Consider the following 20,547-nt stretch of genomic DNA (forward strand, 5'->3'; position numbering starts at 1 on the left):
CTTGCCCGATGTTTTCGTACAATAACTAAAGCTACGTACTATGTCTACCCAATTCCGTTTCCTTATTCTGCCTTTTCTGGTCCTGTTCAACGTTGCTTGCTCGCAGGCTGCTTCCGATAACAAACAAGCGGCAGGAGAGGGGCAAACCACCAAAAAACAGGAAGCCCCCTTAGATACGACCGGGCTGGAAAAAGCCACGTTTGCCGGAGGCTGTTTCTGGTGCACGGAAGGGTATTTTGAGCGCCTGAAGGGTATAAAACAGGTGGTTTCTGGATATGCCGGCGGCAAAAAACCGCATCCAACCTACGAAGAAGTAAGCAGTGGCACGACCGGCTATGCTGAAGCCGTACAGATTTATTTCGACCCGAAGGTGACAAGCTACCAGGACCTGCTGAAAGCATTTTTCATATCGCATGATCCGACGACGCTGAATCGCCAGGGACCTGATGAAGGAACACAATACCGTTCTGTGGTTTTCTACCATACACCGGAGCAGAAAAAGGAGGCCGAACAGTATATTACCCAACTGCAACTAAAAGGGACTTACCCGAATAAAATCGTTACGACGGTGGAGCCGTTCACTACGTTCTGGGAGGCAGAAGACTATCACCAGGATTTTTATGAGCGCAATCCGGATAACCCATACATACAGCAGGTAGCCAAGCCTAAAATGAAAAAGTTCGAGAAAGCCTTTCATGACAAGCTGAAAGATACCACCACAAACGAGTAGCGCTAACGCTCTTTTACAGCAGGCGAGTTACCTTTTTGGCTGATGCACGTACTACAAAGTCTATAAACAACTCTCTAAAACTATGGACTTTATAATTAATTTACTGGTTACAGCAGCAGTTATTCTGCTACTATCTTATGCCATGTCGAGCGTGCACGTAAAAAGCTTTGGGACAGCACTTTGGGTAGCTTTCCTTACAGCCATACTTACAGCAACAATAGGCTGGCTTTTAGGTGGCTTACTGAACCTGGTAACCTTCTTTTTACTTGAAGCCATTGTCGGGCTGGTCGTTACGGCGCTCATGCTGAAACTGGTCGATGCGCTGGTAAGCAACTTTAAACTCGACGGGTTTTTACCCGCTTTTATTATAGCCCTTGCTGTGGCCATTGCATTAGCGATTGTTGGCTGGCTACGCGGTAACGACAAAGACGAATATTCGCAGGTGCCGCAACAAACCCAGACCGAACTAGTGAACCGGCAAGTATAACACTACATTATAAAGTATACATGCAAGAAGCGCTTGAACGAAGTAAACGTTCAGGCGCTTTTATTATGGTGGATGCGAAAAAAAGTTTGGTGCTTGCTACCAAGAGAGAGCTGCAAGTGAAGTGCTGACGCAACTCTGATTATGATCGCTAAATGTTTTACAACTTGCTTGCGGCAACACCACAAAGAGCGAGTTTATATTTGCAGCAGGTTCTTCTACTAAGCATGCTACTTAACATAAAGTACATTATGAGTGACACTTTAATAGATATTTTAATATCGTACATTATAAGTCTTATAATTTATATTATGTTAAGTTAAGTTTCTCTATAGCCCGATTTAACCTTCCAAGCTCATCGCCTTGCGTCTTTCTTTTTATACTTTCACGATCTGCTAATTGCTTACTCCTCCAGTGACTCTATACTTCTCTTTGAATGAATTCTGTTGAATTCCTTTCTACCGCTTCATTCCCAAAACAGCATATCTAAAGCTAGCCCTTATCATCTATACTTAGATTTAAAGCTAATGGTAATTTGTTCTTGCTCTAACCTGTAAAGGTTAATATTGGAATGCTTCCATACTGATTAATTTGTTCTCCTATAGCTAATGTCCTGCTTGCCTTACTTATCTTAAAATTTATACATGTCTTTGACGCAGAACAGAACTCCTACTGCTTCGCTTCACTATAGTAGTCCCTCTCTAAGCCATTATTTATAAGGTACCTAAGTATAAATAAAGCGTTTAATGCCTTCTGCTTTATACTACGATAAGTATACATTCAAATAACCTACTTAACATAATAGAACTTTTGAAGCATAAAAAAAGGGAAGCGAAAGCCTCCCTTTTTTGCTAATACTAAATATTGTTACTGCTTATTTTTTGATCATCTTCGAGATACGATCCGCATCTGCTTTACGTCCCAGGCGCGTGTACACACGTACCAGGTTCTGCATCGTGCTCTGATCTTCTGGCTGAATTACCAAGGCTTTCTCAAAGTATGGCAGCGCTTCGGCAAACTGCTTCTTTGCTTGTGCTTCCAGTGCCTTTCCTTTTTTCTGGTAGGTGGCATAATCCATCTTAGCCGCTTTGTTGTTTATTTCGCTGGCTTTGTTATACTCCAGAACGCCTAAGTTATAGTAGGCATCAAAGTTATTCTGATCGATCTCGATGGCCTTCTTGTAATTTTCAGTGGCGGCATCCAGGTTGCCTTTGCGCTCCTGCAGGTTACCTAATACTGCATAAAGGCTGGCGTTCTTCGGATCTGCTTTTATCGCATTCTCCAGCTTTGCCATTGCTTCATCACCACGGTCGTTTTTCAGATAATACTTCAGCTCTTCCTGCATCAGGTATACGCTGGCCGGGTGCTCTTTCAGTCCTGCCGCCAGGGTGTTCATTATTTCCTGATCGGGTGCTTCTACCTGCTGCTGCAACTGCACTTTTGCCTTGTACACGTCCTCTGTCTTATGGCCCATATCAATCAACTGGTCATAATACTTCAGCGCACCGGTGTAATCCTGGTTGGCTGTGCTGGCATACGCTGCATACAATACAGAAGTGGTATCGGTTGGGTTGATCTTGGAAGCCAGGTTATACTTGCCAATGGCTTCTTTCCATTTTTGTCCGTTATGGAACTCTACCGCCTGGTTCAGCACCTGGCCATACAGCATTTCTTTGCGGGCCGGAACCTGCTTGCCAAATTCACCGTCTTTGCCGTCAAGCGCAATGGTTTTATCAAATGCTTCGAGCACCAGCAAAGGCGTGTCATCGTTGGTGAGTTTACCATAGATCGGATTTCCCAACATATCTTGGTAAATCACGCCCCGGTAGAACCATGTTTTCGCTTTATCTTTTGTCTTTGGATGTGCTATAGCCTTGTCAATGTCAGCCTGAGCTTTATCCAGCGTGCCATTCTTATGATTAAGTATGGCGCTGTTTACAGCAGAGTTCTGCGCGGTCGCAACCGAGATGCTCGCGGCTGCAAAGGCTGTCAAAAGAACTTTTCTCATATTGGTGTATTAATGGTTTGTGTTTGTTTAACGATAACGATTATAGATTAAAATAAAATTCCATTCTACTTATACTTCCGGATCGATCATGTCATCCGGTTGCAACGAATCCTCGGGCTTCAGTTCCGACATTTCCAATACAGCTTCTTCAGCGGCCATTTCCACTTCCGTTTCCATGTCTACCTGCGCCACAGACGAGATCTGGTCGCCATCATTCAGTTTGATCAGTCGCACGCCCTGTGTAGCCCTTCCGATAACACGGATATCAGCTACCCGCAAGCGGATCGTAATACCAGAGCGGTTGATGATCATCAGGTCGTCGGTATCCACCACACCTTTGATCGCCACCAGCTTACCTGTTTTTTCGGTTACGTTCAGGGTTTTCACGCCCTTACCGCCACGGTTCGTAATGCGGTACTCCTCGAGTAAAGAACGTTTGCCGAAACCATTCTCCGATACCACCAGCAGTTCGGTGTTTTCGTTCTGTACACAAACCATACCAACTACTTTATCGTCTGGTCCCGCAAGGGTTACGCCACGAACGCCTGCTGCGTTGCGTCCCATCAAGCGCACCTGCGTTTCATTGAAACGGATGGCTCTCCCCGACCCTAGCGCGATCACAATTTCGCTGTTGCCGTTGGTCAGCTGCACATCCAGCAAACGGTCACCATCGTTGATGGTGATAGCATTGATACCATTTGTTCTTGGACGGGAATAGGCTTCGAGCACTGTTTTCTTGATCGTGCCTTGCTCGGTGCAGAACACCAGGTTGTGGTTCAGAATATAATCCTGGTTTTTCAGGTCATGCACGTTCAGTACGGCGCGCACGCGGTCATCTTTTTCAATCTGGATGATGTTCTGGATCGCACGCCCTTTGGCTGTTTTACCTGCTTCCGGAATCTCGTATACTTTAAGCCAGTACACGCGGCCAAATTCGGTGAAGAACAACATGTAATTGTGCGTGCTCGCAATAAAGAGGTGCTCTGTAAAGTCGCTCTCTTTTGAGGCAGCAACGCCTCTGGAACCAACACCACCACGGCTCTGGCTGCGGTATTCGCTCAGGGAAGTACGCTTAATGTAGCCTTCGTTCGAGATGGTGATCACCATGTTCTCTTCCGGAATCATATCCTCATAAGAGATGTCGCCGGTAGATGCCTCGATGCTCGTACGGCGAGCGTCGCCGTAGCGGCCTTTAATTTCAAGCAGCTCGTCTTTGATGATCTGCATGCGCAGGCCTTCATCGTTGAGGATGGCGGTCAGGTGATCGATTAGTTTCATGATCTCCTGGTATTCCTGCTGAATCTTATCACGCTCCAGACCGGTAAGGCGCTGCAAACGCATGTCCAGAATGGCACGTGCCTGAATTTCAGACAATCCGAAGCGTTCCATCAAACCGCCGCGGGCAATCTCCGGGTCGCGCGAAGAACGGATCAGGTTAATGACCTCATCCAGGTTATCGAGGGCAATGAGCAGGCCTTCCAGAATGTGAGCGCGCTTCTGGGCTTCTTCCAACTCGAAGCGGGTACGGCGAACAACAACCTCGTGGCGGTGTTCCACAAAATAGTGGATCAGCTCCTTCAAGTTCAGCGTCATCGGGCGGCCCTTTACCAGCGCCACGTTGTTTACGCCAAACGAAGATTGGAGCGCCGTATACTTGTAAAGGTTATTCAGCACCACGTTCGGAATAGCATCGCGCTTCAGATCATACACAATGCGCAGTCCGTCCCTGTCCGATTCATCCCGAAGGTCAGAGATGCCTTCAATCTTCTTCTCGTTTACCAGCGCAGCTGTTTTCTCGATCAGCGAAGATTTGTTGACCATGTACGGGATCTCCGTCACGATGATCTGCTCCTTTCCTGTCGGAGTAGTTTCAAAGATTGCACGGGCACGCATCAGCACACGGCCACGGCCAGTTTCAAACGCCGCTTTTACGCCGTCATACCCGTAGATAATACCTCCTGTCGGAAAATCGGGCGCCGTCACGTACTGCATCAGCTCGGCAACAGTAATATCCGGATTATCGATGTAAGCGATCGTGCCGTTGACTACTTCTGTCAGGTTATGGGGCGCCATGTTGGTGGCCATACCTACGGCAATACCCGATGTGCCATTTACCAGCAGGTTCGGGAATTTGGCGGGCATCACGCTCGGCTCTTTCAGCGAGTCGTCGAAGTTGGGAACAAAGTCAACCGTATTTTTTTCCAGGTCGGCCAGCAGTTCGTCGGCGATCCGCTTGAGGCGGGCCTCGGTGTAACGCATAGCTGCCGGCGAGTCGCCGTCGATGGAGCCATAGTTACCCTGGCCATCTACCAACGGGTAGCGTAACGACCATTCCTGGGCCATACGCACCATGGTTTCATATACCGATGAGTCACCGTGCGGGTGATATTTACCCAACACCTCCCCTACGATACGGGCCGATTTTTTATAGGATTTGTTATAAGATACCCCCAGTTCGGACATACCATACAGTACCCGGCGGTGAACCGGCTTTAGTCCGTCCCGAACATCAGGTAAGGCTCTTGAAATGATAACAGACATCGAGTAGTCAATGTACGCACCGCGCATTTCATCCTCAATGTTGATCGGTATAATTCGTTCGCCTTCAGTCATGTCTAAGGTCTGTTGAAATTTTTAATGTGTGTTAGTAAGGCAATTTATACAAAAAACTAGTAAAGCTATATAGCTTAGTTCTTATTTCGGCTTTTGTCGTGCTTAGGACCCGAGCTTTCTTTCGAGGTTTTGGGCAGCTTCTCCCCCATTTTCGGGTTCTGCTTTTTCCAGATCGGCTGCCCGCGGAATTCCTGTTCGCCGTGGCGGTGCAGCATGCGCACCTGGCAGGAAGCAATCGGGCAGCGAGGTTTGCAGGAGACGGCCATGCCGCCCAGAAGCACAAAGCTCAGAAGTAAAAAAAGTCGGTTTTTAGCCATGGGGTGTAAAGAAATAAATGCACGGCAAGTAGTTGGAGCACTCACATCCATATCATACAAAAGTAAGCATTTTTTGCCAGAAAAGCACACTTTTACAGGCACTTTTCCTTGGGTTTCGGGCAATTAAACGCGATAAATTCTTCTTATCCGGGATGAAACCCGTTAATGGTGAAGCCACCATCTACGGCCAGTGTTTGCCCGGTGATATAAGCGGCGGCAGGCAGGCATAAAAACGCGACAGCGGCTGCCACTTCTTCGGGTTCTCCGACCCGCTTCATGGGTGTGCGGCTGATGACCGCATCATAAAAATCCTGGTTTGCCAGCACCGTTTGAGCAAGAGGTGTCTTGATGTACCACGGGGCAACGGCATTTACCCGAATGCCGGCACTAGCCCACTCTACAGCCAGGTTGCGGGTAAGCTGGGTAAGGGCCGCTTTCGTCATGCCATAGATGCTGCCGGTGCGCACATGCAGCAAACCGGCTACCGACGTAACATGCACCACATTACCTTGTCCTGAAGCTTTTAAAAGTGGATAAAGCGCCCGGTTCAATTCAAAGGCCGACCGCAGGTTAGTGTTCATGATAAAATCGAACTCCTCGTCGTTATACTCGGTGGTGAGCTTGCGAATATTGGTGCCTGCATTATTTACCAGAATATCCAGCTTGCCCCAAAGTGCCTGTACCAGCTCAGCCAGTTGCAGGCGGCCTGCCGCCTGGCTTACATCGGCTGCCAGCACCTGCAGCCCTTCCGGGAATGCTGCCTTAAGCGTATCCAGGTCGGCCTGTTTGCGTGCCACGGCCAGCACCTCGGCCCCCAATGCCAGAAATTCTCTTACTATGGCTTCGCCTATTCCTTTGGAGCCGCCTGTAACCACGGCCTTTTTACCCGTTAATAACCATCTGTTTTGCATCTTGCTTTACGTTTGTGTTCAAAGCAAATAACAAAACTTTCGGCTATGTGCAAAGACACGGTAGCTACGGTTATACCATCGGATGCTTATTTACATACTTACCAGAAATATAAGCAGTGTAAATGCGGAGGTAATTTATACTTGCAGGCAGATGAAAAAAGCCAAGGGGAAGATTTGGGGGATTGATTTAGAAAGATTGACCTGCTGCTGGTGGTAACCGCCGGCAGCAGCAACAGGTATAAAGCAAGAAAATATCTATGAACTACTTTTTGTTTATACCAGGGCTACTGATTTTGCTTTGGATGATGATCGATCTGACCTATTCTACCTTTGCACCACGGGGCTCCGGGTACATCAGCGGTTCAGTTACTAGAGGAACCTGGTACTTTTTTAAAACAGCTTCAAAGGTACTTCCCGGAAGCGGCATACTGAATGCTGCCGGGATTTCCATCGTGCTTGCCAATTTATTAGTATGGCTGCTGTTGCTTTGGATAGGAAGTATACTATTGTTTGTTTCTTCGCCTATGGCAGTAGTAAACAGCACCACGCATGTGCCGGCTACTACCCCGCAACGCATCTACTATACAGGCTACGTTCTTTCTACGCTGGGCAATGGGGATTTTAAAGGGGGCACGAACCTGTGGCTGATCGCCTCCGCCCTGTTGTCGTTTTCCGGGATATTGACCATCACAACGGCCATCACCTACATGGTGCCGGTTCTTACTGCTGTCACCTCCCGGCGGGCTTTAAGTATACGCCTCGCCGCTATCGGAAACAGCCCCCAGGACATGCTGCTGAAAAACTGGAATGGCAAAGACTTCAGCATGCTTAATAGCCAGCTGCAGGAACTGGCATTAAGCATCGCCATGCAGGGCCAGTTACACCTAGCCTACCCGGTCCTGCATTTCTTTTACCATTCTAATAAGGAAACGGATCTGCTGCCTAATCTTGTTGCTTTTGATGAAGCGATAAGTATACTGTTGGTATATGTGCCCGAAGAAAAACGCCCCGGAATTCAGTATTTGAAACCGGTCAGAAATGCAATCAGCACTTTTCTGGAATCCCTGTCCTCCACGATGCTGGAACCAACCCAGGGGGACATTCCTCCTTTCGAACTCTCAGAGCTAAAGAAGGCAAACATCCCCTTGTTAACTCCTCCGGAAAACCATGTCCGGCAGCTGGATTACCGCCGGCACTTGCTAGAATCGATGCTGCTAAACGATAACTGGACCTGGGAAGACTTAAGTAAACCAGCGTTGGATTCGCGTTTCGATCTGTCTGCTATAAGCTAACTGATGGGGGCCATGCGCTTGAACTCTTTGGTCCTGTCGAAAAGAAAACGATAGGTATGATACGTCTTGTAAATGCGGCCGCCAACCTGCATCGCAACATTCATCATTTTCGGGTTAAAATCCCCGATCCAGTTCATCTGGAAATCTTTGTAAGGTATAGCAGGGTTGTTCTGGATCACTTTCGAGCTGGACACCACCATGGCCGTTTCTACGCCTTTTCGCTGATGTTCGGGCGACACGCCAAACACAATGCCATACATGGTCTTGCAGTCCCCTTTCCAGCGGTGGTACACAAATTTAAGCTTCCCCCACAAATCCATTTTGCCATTTACATACTTAAACAACTGATTTAGCTCCGGCAGGCTGATAAAAAAGCTAACAGGCTCTCCTTTGTAGTATCCGAACCATACGATCCGCTCGTCCAGCACGGGCTTCAGCTGGTTCATCACGCTCATGGCCTGTGCCTCCGACATGCCTTTCACACCCTCGTGCTTGGTCCAGGCTTTGTTGTAAACCGTCCGGAAATCCTCGGCATACTTTTTCAGATCCTTTTTATCTAGGTGCTGGAAATGGTAATCGGGGTCATTGAGGATGGTGGTGGCTTTACTCAGGTATTTTGGCTCCAGGGGTTCCTCTACGGTACGGTAGTATACATACTGTTTAAAGTATACCTCAAAGCCATAGCTTTCGAACAACTGCTGGTAGTAGGGCGCATTATAGTTCATGCAATAGGTAGGCGGGTGAAAGCCTTCCGCCAGTAATCCCCACCAGCGGTCACGATCCCCGAAATTGATGGGGCCATCCATGGCTTCCATGCCACGCTCCTGCAGCCAGGTGCGGCAGGCATCCAGCAGCGTGTTAGCCGTGGCCTGGTCGTTGATGCAGTCAAAAAAGCCCAGCCCGCCAGTAGGCTGCTCATAGGTGCGGGCTGTTTTGTTATTGATAAAGGCCGCTACCCGGCCAATGGTCTTGCCTGCTTCGTTGCGGAGCACCCAGCGGATCACTTCGCCGTCGCGTAGCAGTTTGTTCTTTTTCTTGTCGAAGACCTGTTCCACATCTTTATCCAACGGACGGATGTAGTTCGGGTCTATTTTATAAAGTTGCACCGGCAGCAGCAGGAATTCCTGCACCAGCTCGGGCGTAGTTACCTCTATCAGTTGCATCTTTTTTCTCTAAGTCGAAGCTTCAAAGTAAAAATTTATCCGGCACAAAACATAACATGCTGCTGTAAAAAGGTGCAGGCGCTGCGGGTGGAAGGCTGCCGGAAAACAAAAAGCCTTCAGCGTGAACTGAAGGCTTTTGCCTAAGGAGCCCCCTGCCGGGATCGAACCAGCGACCTACTGATTACAAGTCAGTTGCTCTACCAGCTGAGCTAAGGAGGCTTGTACTATATGTTTGAAATAAAAAGCACATGCAGTACAAACATGTGCTTTTTTAGGAGATGAGCCCCCTGCCGGGATCGAACCAGCGACCTACTGATTACAAGTCAGTTGCTCTACCAGCTGAGCTAAGGAGGCTTACTCTTATTGTGTGCTCTAGCGTTCTAAAGCGTTGCAAAGGTATAGGTTTGTTCTTTATCTGCAAATACTCTCCAAAACTTTTTTCCTCTGCCGGGATAAGCTTTTGAAAGTCAGGCGCAAATTTTTTAGCCTCTGAACGCGGCCAGCTGATGCTGCAGCTTTTCGATGCGCCGCTGCGATTCGCTGATGCGCCCTTCATACTCTTCGCGCAGCTTATCGGCATTTTTAGAATGCGCAAAAAACTCGATGTTGGTGCGCAGCGTCTGGATATCGTTCTGCAGTTGCGTGATTTCGCGGCGGATGGTATGCTCTTTTTGCTGCAGCTTGTGGGCCGCATCCGGGCTATGCTTGATACGCTCTACCTGCAGTTTGACCATCATCTCAGAACGGTCTTCGTACGAAAGGCCAGGAACACGTTCCAGGTATTTCTCGATCAGCTCCAGAAACTTTTCTTCCACTTTGGGGCTGCTGCGCTTGCCGCTGCTGTTCATGGCGCGCCATTGCGTCACAAAAGAGTCAAACTCCGGTAGCGAGGCTGGCGCATTTGGCTGCGAGAGGGTCTCGGCGATACGGTCGCAAAGCTCCATCTTCTCGGCCGAAAGCCGTTCTATCTCTTCGCCGCGTTGCTGCTCCTGGGCCTGCTTGCGGTCAAAGAACTCGTTACAAGCAGCACGGAAACGCTGCCAGATCTTATCGGAATACTTATCGGGCACCCGGCCAATGGTTTTCCATTTCTTCTGCAGCTGGATGAGCTTTTCTTTGGTCGCATTCCAGTCGGTGCTTTCTTTCAGGCTTTCGGCTTCTTCGCAGAGCTCCGTTTTCAGGCGCAGGTTCTGCATTTTCTGTTCGTCGAGCCCCTTAAAGAACTGGTTTTTATGCTGAAAGAAGGCTTTATAGTTGCCCCAGAAGTTCTTGTTGATTTCCTCGGCATATTCCTTAGGCACCAGGCCGGCGGCATCCCATTCCACTTTCAGCTTCTGAATCTCGTCGGTCTTATCGCGCCACTCGTTGATGCGGTCTGTCTGGAAATTCTGATACTCCTGCAGGCGCTGCAGCAAAGCATTCTTTTTGGCCAGGTTTTCCATTTCAAGGGTATGGCGGCTCTCCTGGAAAGCACGGCGGCGCTCATGTACTTTTTCGGAGGCCTGGATAAAGCGTTCCCAGATAGGATCGCGCTGCTCGTTGGGTACCGGGCCGATATTCTTCCATTCCTCATGCAGGTGGCGTAGCTCCACCAGGGCCTTGTTGATGGACTCTTCGTTCTGCAGGGTTTCTGCCCGTTCCACCAGCACTAACTTAGCATCCAAGTTGCGCTTGCGGTCCAGCTCCTTTAGTTCGAAGAAGATACTGCGGTTGTTGTAAAAGATATCCAGCAGGGCATGATACGAATCCCAGAGTTTCTGAGCTTCACCGGCAGGCACAGGCCCCGTCGACTTCCATTCCGATTGCAGGCGTTTGAGTTCATCGTTGCTGCTTTTCGTTTCGGCAGACTCCACCAGCTGGCGCAACTGGTTCAGAATGGACTGCTTTTGCTCGAGGTTACGCTGGCGTTGCTCTTCGGCATTCTGCCGTTCGTGGTAGCGGGCGTCCCGGTATGTGGTCAGCAGCTTTTCCAGTTCCTGATGTTCGGAGGGAGCATGGTAGGCAAAATCTTCGTCGCTGCCCCCCTCCTGCTTAAACCGATCCAAGGCCTCCTGTCGCTCCAACTGAAACTTGGATTCGTAGTGGCGCTGAATTTCCTGGATAAGTTTGTGCTTCCGGCGGGCATCTCCGCTTTTCAGGACTGCTTGCAAGGCCTGGCGCAACTCTTCCAAAGGCAGGGCACTGTAATCCGTATGTACTTCTTCCTCTTCTTCCTCTTCTTCGTGCGCAGCTGAAATGGGCGCTGGCGCCTCCTTTTCAGCAACAGGCAATGTGGGTGCCGGCAATTCTTCTGCCTGGGCAGCCGGCGCTTCGGCTAAGGGAGCTTCTGCAGCTGGCTGTTCTTCTGCAGCGGGCTTATCGGCTACCTCGGTTGTGGCATCCGCCATGGTATCTGTTTTTTCGGCTACTGCAGCCGCTTCCTGCCCCGATTCTACATCAGGGTCAATGCCGGGCTGCACCTCTTCCGGAGAAGCTTCTGCAGAAGTTTCCTGCTGCGATTGCTGCCTGGCCTCTATCTCGGCCAGGCGTTGCGCTACAATATCCTGCGGAGAAGGCGTTTCCTGCTGAGGCTGCGTTTCTTCATGCTGGTTCTCAGGTCTGTTAGCCTCTGCTCCGGTAGTGTCCATAGTTTCTTTGTCCGTTATCATGTCGGGAGTTTTTTCGCGTATTATTTAGTTCAGGCGCGGGTCATCTGGGTAATTTGCCAGCACCTTATACTTGCCGCCCATATCGCGCAGCACATTGCGCCAGAGCTTATCTGCCTCTAAATTAAATAATTTATCTGCAGCATTGTTATTTACGATCCATACATTTTTATCTATCTCCTCCTGCAACTGGCCGGGCGTCCAGCCGGAATAGCCTAAAAAGAACCTGATATTGGCAGGGTCCAGGTCTCCGGTCCCGATCAGCGTGCGGAGCTTTTCGAAATCGCCTCCCCAATACAGCTCTTCACCCAACTGCACTGCCTGGGGCAGATCCGACAAGTTGTGTATGTAATGCAAGGTGTTGTGCTGCACCGGCCCCCCGATCCATAATTCAGCCTCGAAAGACTCGTTAAAGACATCGATCACATCGGAGAGCTTCAGGTTGGACATGCGGTTGAGCACGAGACCAAAGGTGCCTTCTTCCTCGCTGTGGTTGCATAGCAATACCACGCTTCGCTCAAAATTTGGATCACCCAGAAAAGGCTCCGAAATAAGTAAACTTCCGCTCTGCGGTTTTATCAAGCTTGTCTGCGGCATCTATCTTTCAGTCCGTTAATACAAATTTCCAGTGCCCCGTTCAGTTACCGGTGGCCATACTTATACTTCTTACGCAAAGGAAATGATATTGTAACACTAACGTTGCGCATCAAACTGCGTATTTGCGGCTGTCATCCTCCCTAATTGTTGCTACCGATACGATTGCTGCCAAATAAATTCAATGGCAGCAGATAATTTTTTAATTTTGAAAAAAACCAACAGGCCATGTCGCTGACGCACAATATAGCTGCTATACGTAAAAATTACTCAAAACAAGCGCTCACAGAAGACTCCGTGCGGCCGCAGCCACTGGAGCAATTTCAGGTATGGCTGCAGGAAGCCCTGCAGGCCGAAGCAGAAGAAGCCACAGCGATGGTACTTTCTACGGTAAGTGCGGCCGGGCGCCCTTCTGCCCGCGTGGTTTTGCTAAAGGATGTTTCCCCGGCGGGTTTGACATTCTTTACCAACTATAACAGCCGCAAAGGACAGGAACTGGCCGAAACACCTTTTGCCGCCCTCACCTTTTTCTGGCCTGCGCTGGAGCGGCAGGTACGCATAGAAGGGAAAGTGAGCAAGGCTGCGCCGCAGCACTCAGATACCTATTACCATAGCCGTCCGAAGGGAAGCCAAATCGGTGCCTGGGCATCACCGCAAAGCCAGCCTATTGCCAGCCGCGAGGAGCTGGAAGAAGCAGATCAAGCCTTTACCGAGCAGTTTGCAGCCGTAGCAGAAATCCCGCGGCCCCCTTTCTGGGGAGGTTACCTGCTGCAGCCCGACCGGCTGGAGTTCTGGCAGGGGCGCCCCAATCGCTTACACGACCGTATCGTGTACGAACTGCAGGGCAGCACCTGGCACATCGTGCGGCTGGCTCCTTAAGGGCCGAAAGCCGCGCCTGTCCCATTCTTCAAACCGTTTTATACTTGCACCCCACCGTTTATGGCAGAGATTCTTCCCCTGCGCCCCTGGCGCTACAGCGATGGCCTTAGCCAGCGTATAGACCAGCTTACCTCCCCGCTTTTTGATGTCGTTTCGGATAAGCAACGAGAAGCCTTGTACCGCAACCCTTTCAACAGCATCCACCTTTCGGTGCCCCGCGGGCCGCAACCGGCAGAAGAAGCAGCCCAACGGCTCCAGAACTGGAAAGACGAAGGCGTACTGGTGCAGGACCCTTTGCCCGGCATTTATGTTTACTATCAGTATTTCCGGCTACCGGGCAATGAAAAAGAATACTGCCGCAAAGGATTTATCTGCCACATCAAGGCGTATGACTGGAAGGAAAATGTTTTGCTGCGCCACGAGAATACCATCCCAAGCGCGGTAAACGACCGTATCGACCTGCTGGACAAGACCGAGATGAACTCCAGCGCCACGCACGGCCTTTATTCCGACCCCTCGTTTATGCTGGAAACCTACATGGATGAAAGTATAAAATCGCCGCTTTACGAAACGGAAGATTACCAGGGCGTGCGCGATGTGCTGGCCGTTATTCACGACCACGCCATCATCAAACTTTTTGTGGATACGCTCCGTGATAAGCAGATCCTGCTGGCTGACGGCCATCACCGCTACGAAGGCTCCTTGGAATACCGCAAGAAAATGACGGCCCTAAACCCCGATCATACCGGTTTTGAGCCTTATAATTACCACCTCATGTACCTGACCAACTCCGAGCACGATGACCTGCGCATTTTGCCAACCCACCGCCTGCTGGCACACATGGACATGACGGATGAGGCCTTTTTAGAGCGTCTGGAAACATATTTTGTGGTCACGCCGAAAGAAGACCCCTATGAGTTGAATGAAGTCATTGCCGGAAAACAGTGGGCATTTGGCTTATACCTGCGGGGCAACGCCTATAAATTGCGGCTCCGGCCCGAAATGCACCCGCTCATCGACTGGAATTTTCCACCGGAGGTAAAAGAACTGGACCTGACGGTGATGCATTATTTTATTTTTGAAAAGATACTGGGCATTTACCGCCAGCACCAACGCGATTTTAAAAAGCTCAGCTACGAACGGAATTTTACGGCCTGCATCAGCAAAGTGGATGCCGGCGAAGCTCGGCTGGCCCTCATCACCAACGATGTATCCATGGAGCAGGTGAAGAAAGTATGCCACAGCGGGGCCATTATGCCGCAAAAATCAACCTTCTTTTACCCGAAAGTAATTTGCGGGTTCTTATTTAGCTCAATCCGAAAAGATGAATTTGTCACAGCCGCTGCTGCTTGCCTCTAACTCGCCCCGCCGTAAAGAGCTGCTTGCCGGCTTGGGCCTTGCCTTCGAAGTGCGTGTAAAAGAAGTGTCCGAAGATTTTCCCGAGCATCTGAAAGGCGCCGAAGTAGCCGAATACCTGGCATCACACAAAGCCGCTGCTTATGCCGCCGAGATCACCAACCAGGTGCTGCTGACCGCCGATACTATCGTTTGCCTCGGAGATCGTATTCTGAATAAGCCACAGAATTATGAAGAGGCCTTCGTGATGCTGCGCTCCCTTTCTGGTACCAGCCACGAGGTGATCACGGGCGTATGCCTGCTGACGCAGCACCAGAAAGTTATTTTTAGCGATTCCACGCGCGTATACTTCAAGGCACTCTCGGACGAAGAGATCCATTACTACATCACCCACTACAAACCCTTCGATAAAGCTGGTGCCTATGGCATCCAGGAATGGATCGGTAAGATCGGTATTACGCGCCTGGAAGGCTCCTACTTTAACGTAGTGGGCCTGCCTGTTCAGAAACTTTATGAACAACTGGTAGCGCTCGGCTTGCTGCAGCTCTGATATGGGCTCCGCTGTACTGTTCGGCTAGCTTCCATATTCTATTCTTAAAAGGTTGTGGTTACTATTCCTTAACTTATAAAGCTGAATTAGCTACCTTTGCTGTTTTGTTGCACACCGGAAATTTGAACCCGGTGCGTGAGTAGCAAGCAGCATAGCAAACAAGACAATGGCAATTATCAAATTATACTTAGCGCCGGGCAAGGAACATTCGCTGAAGCGCCGGCACCCTTGGGTTTTTTCCGGGGCGATCAGGAGTGCGGATGGCGAAGCGGCCGAAGGCGATATTGTGGAAGTATACTCCAGCAAGCGCGAATTCCTGGCCATGGGCCATTATGCAACCGGCTCCATAGCAGTGCGCATTTTCTCGTTCGAGCAGGTAGAGCCGGATTATACTTTCTGGAAAAGCAAAGTGCAGCAGGCTTACGACTACCGCCAGCGCCTGGGACTTGTAAATGACCCACAGACCAATGTATACCGCCTTATTTATGCCGAAGGCGACGGCGTTCCCGGGCTGATCGTGGATGTTTATAACGATACGGCTGTGGTGCAGACCCATACGCTGGGTATGTATGGCGTGCGGGCGTATGTAGCCCAGGCCCTACAGGAGATTTATGGCGACCGCCTCAAGGCCGTGTATGATAAAAGTGCGGAGTCGCTGCCGCCCAAATCGCTTCCCGCTGCGGAGAACGGCTATTTAGCTGGTTCTTCTACGGGTGGAGTAGTAGTAACAGAATATGGGAACCGCTTTTTTATTGACTGGGAAGGAGGCCAGAAAACAGGCTTTTTTATCGACCAGCGCGAGAACCGGGACCTGCTGGCCCGCTACGTCAAAGACAAGTCGGTGCTGAACACCTTCTGCTATACCGGCGGCTTTTCGGTGTATGCTCTCAATGCCGGCGCCAAAGAAGTTCACTCGGTAGATGTTTCCAAAAAAGCGATCGAGCTGACCATCCGGAATGCCGAAATGAGCCAGGCACACGAGCGGCATGCCGCCTTTGCCATGGATACGTTCGAGTTTTTGAAAGGGAAGGAAGACCTATATGATGTGATCGTGCTGGACCCGCCCGCATTTGCCAAAAGTCAGAAGGTGCGCCACAATGCCCTGATGGGTTATAAGCGCCTGAACGCTGAGGCGATGAAAAAAATAAAGCCGGGTGGTATTCTGTTTACCTTTTCCTGCTCGCAGGTGGTGGACAAATACCTGTTCAACAGCACGGTGATGGCCGCTGCCATAGAAGCAGGTCGCAATATTAAGATCATGCACAACCTCTCCCAGCCGGCAGATCACCCCATCTCTATCTTCCACCCCGAAGGCGAATACCTGAAAGGGCTGGTGCTGTTTGTGGAATAGATAGAGTTAGAAATTTAAAGAGTTAAAAGTTCATGAAACGAGAACGGCCTGCTGAATTTTAGCAGGCCGTTCTCGTTTCATGAACTTGTGAAATGATTGGCGATAGAGAAAAGCTCTGCTGGGGTTAGTTGCTGCGGTAGTTCCATGCGGATGCGCCACTCCTTTGGGTAATAATTGTTGATGCGGTTGCCGATTAGCTTGGCCCAGCCCAGCGGCAGATTCTGGTACTGCATTAACAGCCAGGCATTGCCGCTTGTTGGCAGCTGGATATCTTCTTTGCGGAGGTAATGCAGTGCCTGTGCCAGGTCGAGGTCCGCTACCTGGAACGCCGCTTTGTTCAAGTGCTGCGACAAAGCCAGCGGCTGCAGGGGCTTCAGCTTTTTCCCGTTCACTTCGGCTACCTGCGTGCCGGCATAAATTACATATAAGCTCTGGTATACTTCATCGGCTGCCTCAAACAGGTTTGCCGGAATAGCCGAGATCACCTCGCTATGCTGCAGCCATTCATACTTATCCGGCTCAATTAACCAGTCCTGCACCAGCGCTCTTTCCTTTTTGCCGGACGGCGTCAGTTTATACTTTTTCTTTTTGCCGCTTCCATATTCATTGGCTGCTGTGCCCGTCTTTCGGACTACGGCCATAAAAAAGCCCTCGCCCTGAACCTGGTGCGGGTAAAACCGGTAGCCTTCTACCCCATTTACTTGCGAGGCCACCACGCCCCATGCCGGGGGCACCTGCAGGTTTATACTTTCGGCCTGCTCCTGTTCGGCAAGCCAGGCCATATTGGCTTCATTCTCGGCTTCATTCCAGGTGCAAGTACTGTAGATCAGGACGCCGCCGGGCTTCAGTGCTCCCCATACATCCAGCAGTATGCGTTGCTGGCGCTGGGCACAAAGCTTCACGTTCTCCTCCGACCATTCCTGAATTGCCTGAGCATCTTTCCGGAACATGCCCTCACCACTGCACGGGGCATCCACTACCAGCACATCAAAAAAGTTATCCAGCTTCCGGAAGTCTCGCGGATCGTTATTCGTTACCAACACATTGCCGCTTCCCCACTTTGCTATATTCTCGGCAAGTATAGCCGCTCTGCTCCGGATCACTTCATTTGAAACCAGCAAACTGTCTGGCGATAGTAAACTGGCCAGGTGCGTTGATTTGCCACCTGGCGCGCCGCACAGGTCCAGTACCTGCAGGGGCTGGCTCAGGTCGGTGGCTTGCCGAAGCGCCTGCTCCAAAAACATCGAACTCGCCTCCTGCACATAATAAGCGCCGGCATGCAGCAGCGGGTCCAGGGTAAAACGGGGCCGTTCCGGCAAATAATAGCCTTGCACCGCCCAGGGCACAGGTGGTAACGAGAACGCAGTAGACGGCAGTTTAGCCGCATTCAGCCGGATGCTGACCGGCGGCGCTTGCTCCAGGGCCTGTTCAAATCGGGCATACTCCCCGCCCAGCAGGCCCTGCATGCGCTCCTTAAAAGAAATTGGTAGTTCTATCACAGCCATAAAGGTACGTCAAAAACCTGCTAATTGTGTTAAAAGACCTTGCTCACCTGCTTGCTATACTTCGCAGGCGCAGATATTCTGCTACAATAGGCTTATCGGCCGGGCACCAGTCAAACTGCAGGAGCGCTTCTGCAGCTACCCATTTGTATGCCTGGTGCTCGAGCAAGTGAAGGGTGCCTCCTTTGTAGCGGCAGATATACGGGATCAACTCGATCTCGAAGGCTTTGTAGGTATAACGCACGGGTGTCAGCCGCTGAAGCGGTTCCACCTCCAGGGCCAGTTCTTCTTTTATTTCCCGGGCCAGGGCAGCCGCTTCCGATTCCCCGGCTTCCACTTTCCCGCCCGGAAACTCCCACAGCAGCGGCTGCGACATCGTGGCACTGCGTTGGGTGATCAGCACGTGTTGATCCTGCTCCAGAATTGCACAGGTTACTTTCATCATGAGAAGCTTACACTAATTCAACCTTCGTTTACGTATACTTTATAATTGCGAAAGGATGCTGTTTGAGCGCAATTAGAGCCTTCAGACATCCTGAATCTACGAAAGTTAGTAGACTATACTATATAACAGGTACAGCGCTATGAGAATGAGTTCTAACTATAAATTTATGTTACAGCTTGGCGGACTGGCAACCCTACTGAATATGTTGCTGCATTTGGCAGTAGCCTGGGTGCTGTGGCACGACAAAGAAAACGTGCCCCTCTGGGGAAAGGCCAGCATGGTTTCCTTCATGTTTATCGGGGGTGGACTAGCCGGATTTATTGTCGGGTATGTAGTGACCAAAGCTACCCGGTATGCGCTGCTGAAGCGCTGGGTTTTTCCGCTGCACTGGCACCTGAAAAGCCAGACGCTGATAGACCGTTTGCCGCGGCGCATCTTTTACCGCTCTTTTATGCTTGCTTTAAGTGGCGTGCTGTTCGCTTTTATTACGCTGCTGTGTTTTAAAGCCCTGAACCTCACAACCCTAGCTGCACCGGAATTTCTAATTTTTATTTCCCTGCTTGCCTTCCTGCTTGCCAGTACCGTTACGGTCATGGCTTTTTACCGCGCCCTGGGCGATGGCACATATTTGCGGTCTAAAATGCAGCTCATAAAATAAAATCCATACCTGGTGTGCAGGTATGGATTTTATTCAGAATGACCTATCAAGGGATTATCTGAGCTTTTCTTTCAGGATCTCGAACTCTACCGCCGGCGAGATGCGCTCGTACAGGATCAGGTAAACGGCATTCGTAATGGGCATCTCTACTTTGAGCTTTTTATTCAGTTCATAGATACTCTGCACGGCATAATACCCTTCCGCTACCATGTTCATTTCGATCTGGGCCGATTTAACAGTATAACCATGCCCGATCATGTTGCCGAACGTGCGGTTGCGGCTGAACTGCGAATAAGCTGTTACCAGCAAATCGCCCAGGTAGGCCGACCCGCTCAGCTCGCGGTGCAGCGGCATGATGGCATCCAGAAAACGCTCTATCTCGAACATAGCATTAGACACCAGCACGGCCTGAAAGTTATCGCCAAAGTTAAGACCACGGGCAATGCCGCAGGCCAGGGCAATGATGTTCTTCATCACGGCACAGTATTCAATGCCATCCAGGTCGTCGAGCGGGTTTGCCTTTACGTACCGATTGCGCAGTAACTGGCAGAAATGCTCTGCTTTATCCAGATCGTGGGAGCCGATGGTGAGGTAAGACTGTTTCTCCTGGGCCACTTCTTCGGCATGGCACGGGCCGGCAATAACCAACTGGTGCGAATCGGGCACACGGAACCGCTGCGCGATATAATCGGTGATAAGCACGTTTTGATCCGGGATCATACCCTTGATAGCCGAAATAACCACCTTTCCATCGAAAGCATTGGTCGGCAGCGCCTCAAGCGCCTGCTGCACAAAAGCGGCGGGCACGGCAAGTATAACCCAGTCGGCCGCCGCCACCACTTCGGCAATAGCCGTGTGCGGCTTTACGTAAGCCAGATCAAAAGACACCTGGCTCAGGTACCGGGGATTGTGACGGTATTCATTCAGGTGTTGCACATCCTCTTTATTGCGCATCCACCAATGTATTTCTGATTTATTTTCAGAGAGAATTTTTACGAGCGCTGTCGCCCAGCTACCTCCTCCTACTACAGCTACTTTTTCCAAATCGG

Annotated in this window: 18 protein-coding genes and 2 tRNA genes; 8 read left to right on the plus strand and 12 right to left on the minus strand. The window is 50.3% G+C overall.

The window, feature by feature from the left end; all coding sequences use genetic code 11:
* Positions 1-40 precede the first annotated feature (40 nt).
* Positions 41-730, plus strand: coding sequence for a peptide-methionine (S)-S-oxide reductase MsrA (gene msrA / locus LWL52_RS08580; protein ID WP_242918855.1), 690 nt, complete (start codon positions 41-43; stop codon positions 728-730).
* A gap of 82 nt (positions 731-812) precedes the next feature.
* Positions 813-1,217, plus strand: a complete 405-nt coding sequence (locus tag LWL52_RS08585) for a phage holin family protein (RefSeq protein ID WP_242918857.1) — start codon at positions 813-815, stop codon at positions 1,215-1,217.
* Positions 1,218-2,088: 871 nt separating this feature from the next.
* On the opposite strand, the gene LWL52_RS08590 is transcribed toward LWL52_RS08585, so the two are convergent.
* The 4 genes from LWL52_RS08590 to LWL52_RS08605 all read right to left on the minus strand — a co-directional run bounded on the left by LWL52_RS08590 (position 2,089) and on the right by LWL52_RS08605 (position 7,063).
* On the minus strand, positions 2,089-3,222 hold the full coding sequence (locus LWL52_RS08590) for a tetratricopeptide repeat protein (RefSeq protein ID WP_242918859.1): 1,134 nt from the start codon (positions 3,220-3,222) through the stop codon (positions 2,089-2,091).
* 69 nt (positions 3,223-3,291) lie between these two features.
* On the minus strand, positions 3,292-5,835 hold the full coding sequence (gene gyrA / locus LWL52_RS08595; RefSeq protein ID WP_242918861.1) for a DNA gyrase subunit A: 2,544 nt from the start codon (positions 5,833-5,835) through the stop codon (positions 3,292-3,294).
* Positions 5,836-5,909: 74 nt separating this feature from the next.
* On the minus strand, positions 5,910-6,152 hold the full coding sequence (locus LWL52_RS08600) for a hypothetical protein (protein ID WP_242918863.1): 243 nt from the start codon (positions 6,150-6,152) through the stop codon (positions 5,910-5,912).
* Between the two features lie 143 nt (positions 6,153-6,295).
* Complete coding sequence (locus LWL52_RS08605; protein ID WP_242918865.1) at positions 6,296-7,063, minus strand: SDR family oxidoreductase; 768 nt, start codon at positions 7,061-7,063, stop codon at positions 6,296-6,298.
* A 257-nt stretch (positions 7,064-7,320) separates the two neighbouring features.
* On the opposite strand from LWL52_RS08605, the gene LWL52_RS08610 reads away from it, so the two are divergent.
* Positions 7,321-8,355: a hypothetical protein gene (locus tag LWL52_RS08610; protein ID WP_242918867.1), complete on the plus strand. Its 1,035-nt coding sequence runs from the start codon at positions 7,321-7,323 to the stop codon at positions 8,353-8,355.
* Here the strand turns inward: LWL52_RS08610 and LWL52_RS08615 are convergent.
* The 5 genes from LWL52_RS08615 to LWL52_RS08635 form a co-directional block, all read right to left on the minus strand.
* On the minus strand, positions 8,352-9,518 hold the full coding sequence (locus LWL52_RS08615) for a hypothetical protein (RefSeq protein WP_242918869.1): 1,167 nt from the start codon (positions 9,516-9,518) through the stop codon (positions 8,352-8,354). The genes LWL52_RS08610 and LWL52_RS08615 overlap by 4 nt on opposite strands.
* Before the next feature lie 146 nt (positions 9,519-9,664).
* Positions 9,665-9,737: transfer RNA gene (locus LWL52_RS08620), tRNA-Thr, on the minus strand.
* Positions 9,738-9,799: 62 nt separating this feature from the next.
* Positions 9,800-9,872, minus strand: a tRNA-Thr gene (locus LWL52_RS08625).
* Positions 9,873-10,000: 128 nt separating this feature from the next.
* Positions 10,001-12,166 carry a DUF349 domain-containing protein gene (locus LWL52_RS08630; protein WP_242918871.1) on the minus strand — a complete coding sequence of 722 codons (2,166 nt, stop codon included), beginning with the start codon at positions 12,164-12,166 and terminating at the stop codon, positions 10,001-10,003.
* 24 nt (positions 12,167-12,190) lie between these two features.
* Positions 12,191-12,760: a YqgE/AlgH family protein gene (locus tag LWL52_RS08635; protein ID WP_242918873.1), complete on the minus strand. Its 570-nt coding sequence runs from the start codon at positions 12,758-12,760 to the stop codon at positions 12,191-12,193.
* A gap of 225 nt (positions 12,761-12,985) precedes the next feature.
* Here LWL52_RS08635 and pdxH point away from each other — a divergent pair, with 225 nt between their 5' ends.
* The 4 genes from pdxH (at position 12,986) to LWL52_RS08655 (ending at position 16,893) form a co-directional block, all read left to right on the plus strand.
* Positions 12,986-13,636 carry a pyridoxamine 5'-phosphate oxidase gene (gene pdxH / locus LWL52_RS08640; protein WP_242918875.1) on the plus strand — a complete coding sequence of 217 codons (651 nt, stop codon included), beginning with the start codon at positions 12,986-12,988 and terminating at the stop codon, positions 13,634-13,636.
* Between the two features lie 60 nt (positions 13,637-13,696).
* Positions 13,697-14,995: a DUF1015 domain-containing protein gene (locus LWL52_RS08645; RefSeq protein ID WP_242918876.1), complete on the plus strand. Its 1,299-nt coding sequence runs from the start codon at positions 13,697-13,699 to the stop codon at positions 14,993-14,995.
* A complete protein-coding gene (locus LWL52_RS08650) occupies positions 14,961-15,542 on the plus strand; it encodes a Maf family nucleotide pyrophosphatase (protein ID WP_242918877.1) in 582 nt (193 codons plus the stop codon). The genes LWL52_RS08645 and LWL52_RS08650 overlap by 35 nt, the downstream gene beginning before the upstream one ends.
* 166 nt (positions 15,543-15,708) lie before the next feature.
* Positions 15,709-16,893 (plus strand): class I SAM-dependent rRNA methyltransferase, encoded by a 1,185-nt coding sequence (locus tag LWL52_RS08655; protein ID WP_242918878.1) that lies wholly within the window; start codon positions 15,709-15,711, stop codon positions 16,891-16,893.
* Positions 16,894-16,970: 77 nt separating this feature from the next.
* Here LWL52_RS08655 and LWL52_RS08660 read toward each other — a convergent pair whose 3' ends face one another.
* A complete protein-coding gene (locus tag LWL52_RS08660; RefSeq protein ID WP_242918879.1) occupies positions 16,971-18,398 on the minus strand; it encodes a methyltransferase RsmF C-terminal domain-like protein in 1,428 nt (475 codons plus the stop codon).
* A gap of 43 nt (positions 18,399-18,441) precedes the next feature.
* Positions 18,442-18,840 carry a (deoxy)nucleoside triphosphate pyrophosphohydrolase gene (locus LWL52_RS08665; RefSeq protein WP_242918880.1) on the minus strand — a complete coding sequence of 133 codons (399 nt, stop codon included), beginning with the start codon at positions 18,838-18,840 and terminating at the stop codon, positions 18,442-18,444.
* Between the two features lie 139 nt (positions 18,841-18,979).
* Between LWL52_RS08665 and LWL52_RS08670 the strand changes: the two genes are divergently transcribed.
* Positions 18,980-19,498, plus strand: coding sequence for a hypothetical protein (locus LWL52_RS08670; protein WP_242918881.1), 519 nt, complete (start codon positions 18,980-18,982; stop codon positions 19,496-19,498).
* 54 nt (positions 19,499-19,552) lie between these two features.
* On the opposite strand, the gene LWL52_RS08675 is transcribed toward LWL52_RS08670, so the two are convergent.
* Positions 19,553-20,542 (minus strand): NAD(P)H-dependent glycerol-3-phosphate dehydrogenase, encoded by a 990-nt coding sequence (locus LWL52_RS08675; RefSeq protein ID WP_242918883.1) that lies wholly within the window; start codon positions 20,540-20,542, stop codon positions 19,553-19,555.
* Positions 20,543-20,547: the final 5 nt, after the last annotated feature.

This window comes from Pontibacter liquoris (genome assembly GCF_022758235.1).
GTDB lineage: Bacteria > Bacteroidota > Bacteroidia > Cytophagales > Hymenobacteraceae > Pontibacter > Pontibacter liquoris.

Excerpts from the sequence above, each read along its gene's own strand:
- msrA (WP_242918855.1), top strand. The coding sequence starts at position 41 with ATGTCTACCCAATTCCGTTTCCTTATTCTGCCTTTTCTGGTCCTGTTC.
- LWL52_RS08585 (WP_242918857.1), top strand. The coding sequence starts at position 813 with ATGGACTTTATAATTAATTTACTGGTTACAGCAGCAGTTATTCTGCTA.
- LWL52_RS08590 (WP_242918859.1), bottom strand. The coding sequence starts at position 3,222 with ATGAGAAAAGTTCTTTTGACAGCCTTTGCAGCCGCGAGCATCTCGGTT.
- gyrA (WP_242918861.1), bottom strand. The coding sequence starts at position 5,835 with ATGACTGAAGGCGAACGAATTATACCGATCAACATTGAGGATGAAATG.
- LWL52_RS08600 (WP_242918863.1), bottom strand. The coding sequence starts at position 6,152 with ATGGCTAAAAACCGACTTTTTTTACTTCTGAGCTTTGTGCTTCTGGGC.
- LWL52_RS08605 (WP_242918865.1), bottom strand. The coding sequence starts at position 7,063 with ATGCAAAACAGATGGTTATTAACGGGTAAAAAGGCCGTGGTTACAGGC.
- LWL52_RS08610 (WP_242918867.1), top strand. The coding sequence starts at position 7,321 with ATGAACTACTTTTTGTTTATACCAGGGCTACTGATTTTGCTTTGGATG.
- LWL52_RS08615 (WP_242918869.1), bottom strand. The coding sequence starts at position 9,518 with ATGCAACTGATAGAGGTAACTACGCCCGAGCTGGTGCAGGAATTCCTG.
- LWL52_RS08630 (WP_242918871.1), bottom strand. The coding sequence starts at position 12,166 with ATGATAACGGACAAAGAAACTATGGACACTACCGGAGCAGAGGCTAAC.
- LWL52_RS08635 (WP_242918873.1), bottom strand. The coding sequence starts at position 12,760 with ATGCCGCAGACAAGCTTGATAAAACCGCAGAGCGGAAGTTTACTTATT.
- pdxH (WP_242918875.1), top strand. The coding sequence starts at position 12,986 with ATGTCGCTGACGCACAATATAGCTGCTATACGTAAAAATTACTCAAAA.
- LWL52_RS08645 (WP_242918876.1), top strand. The coding sequence starts at position 13,697 with ATGGCAGAGATTCTTCCCCTGCGCCCCTGGCGCTACAGCGATGGCCTT.
- LWL52_RS08650 (WP_242918877.1), top strand. The coding sequence starts at position 14,961 with ATGAATTTGTCACAGCCGCTGCTGCTTGCCTCTAACTCGCCCCGCCGT.
- LWL52_RS08655 (WP_242918878.1), top strand. The coding sequence starts at position 15,709 with ATGGCAATTATCAAATTATACTTAGCGCCGGGCAAGGAACATTCGCTG.
- LWL52_RS08660 (WP_242918879.1), bottom strand. The coding sequence starts at position 18,398 with ATGGCTGTGATAGAACTACCAATTTCTTTTAAGGAGCGCATGCAGGGC.
- LWL52_RS08665 (WP_242918880.1), bottom strand. The coding sequence starts at position 18,840 with ATGATGAAAGTAACCTGTGCAATTCTGGAGCAGGATCAACACGTGCTG.
- LWL52_RS08670 (WP_242918881.1), top strand. The coding sequence starts at position 18,980 with ATGAGAATGAGTTCTAACTATAAATTTATGTTACAGCTTGGCGGACTG.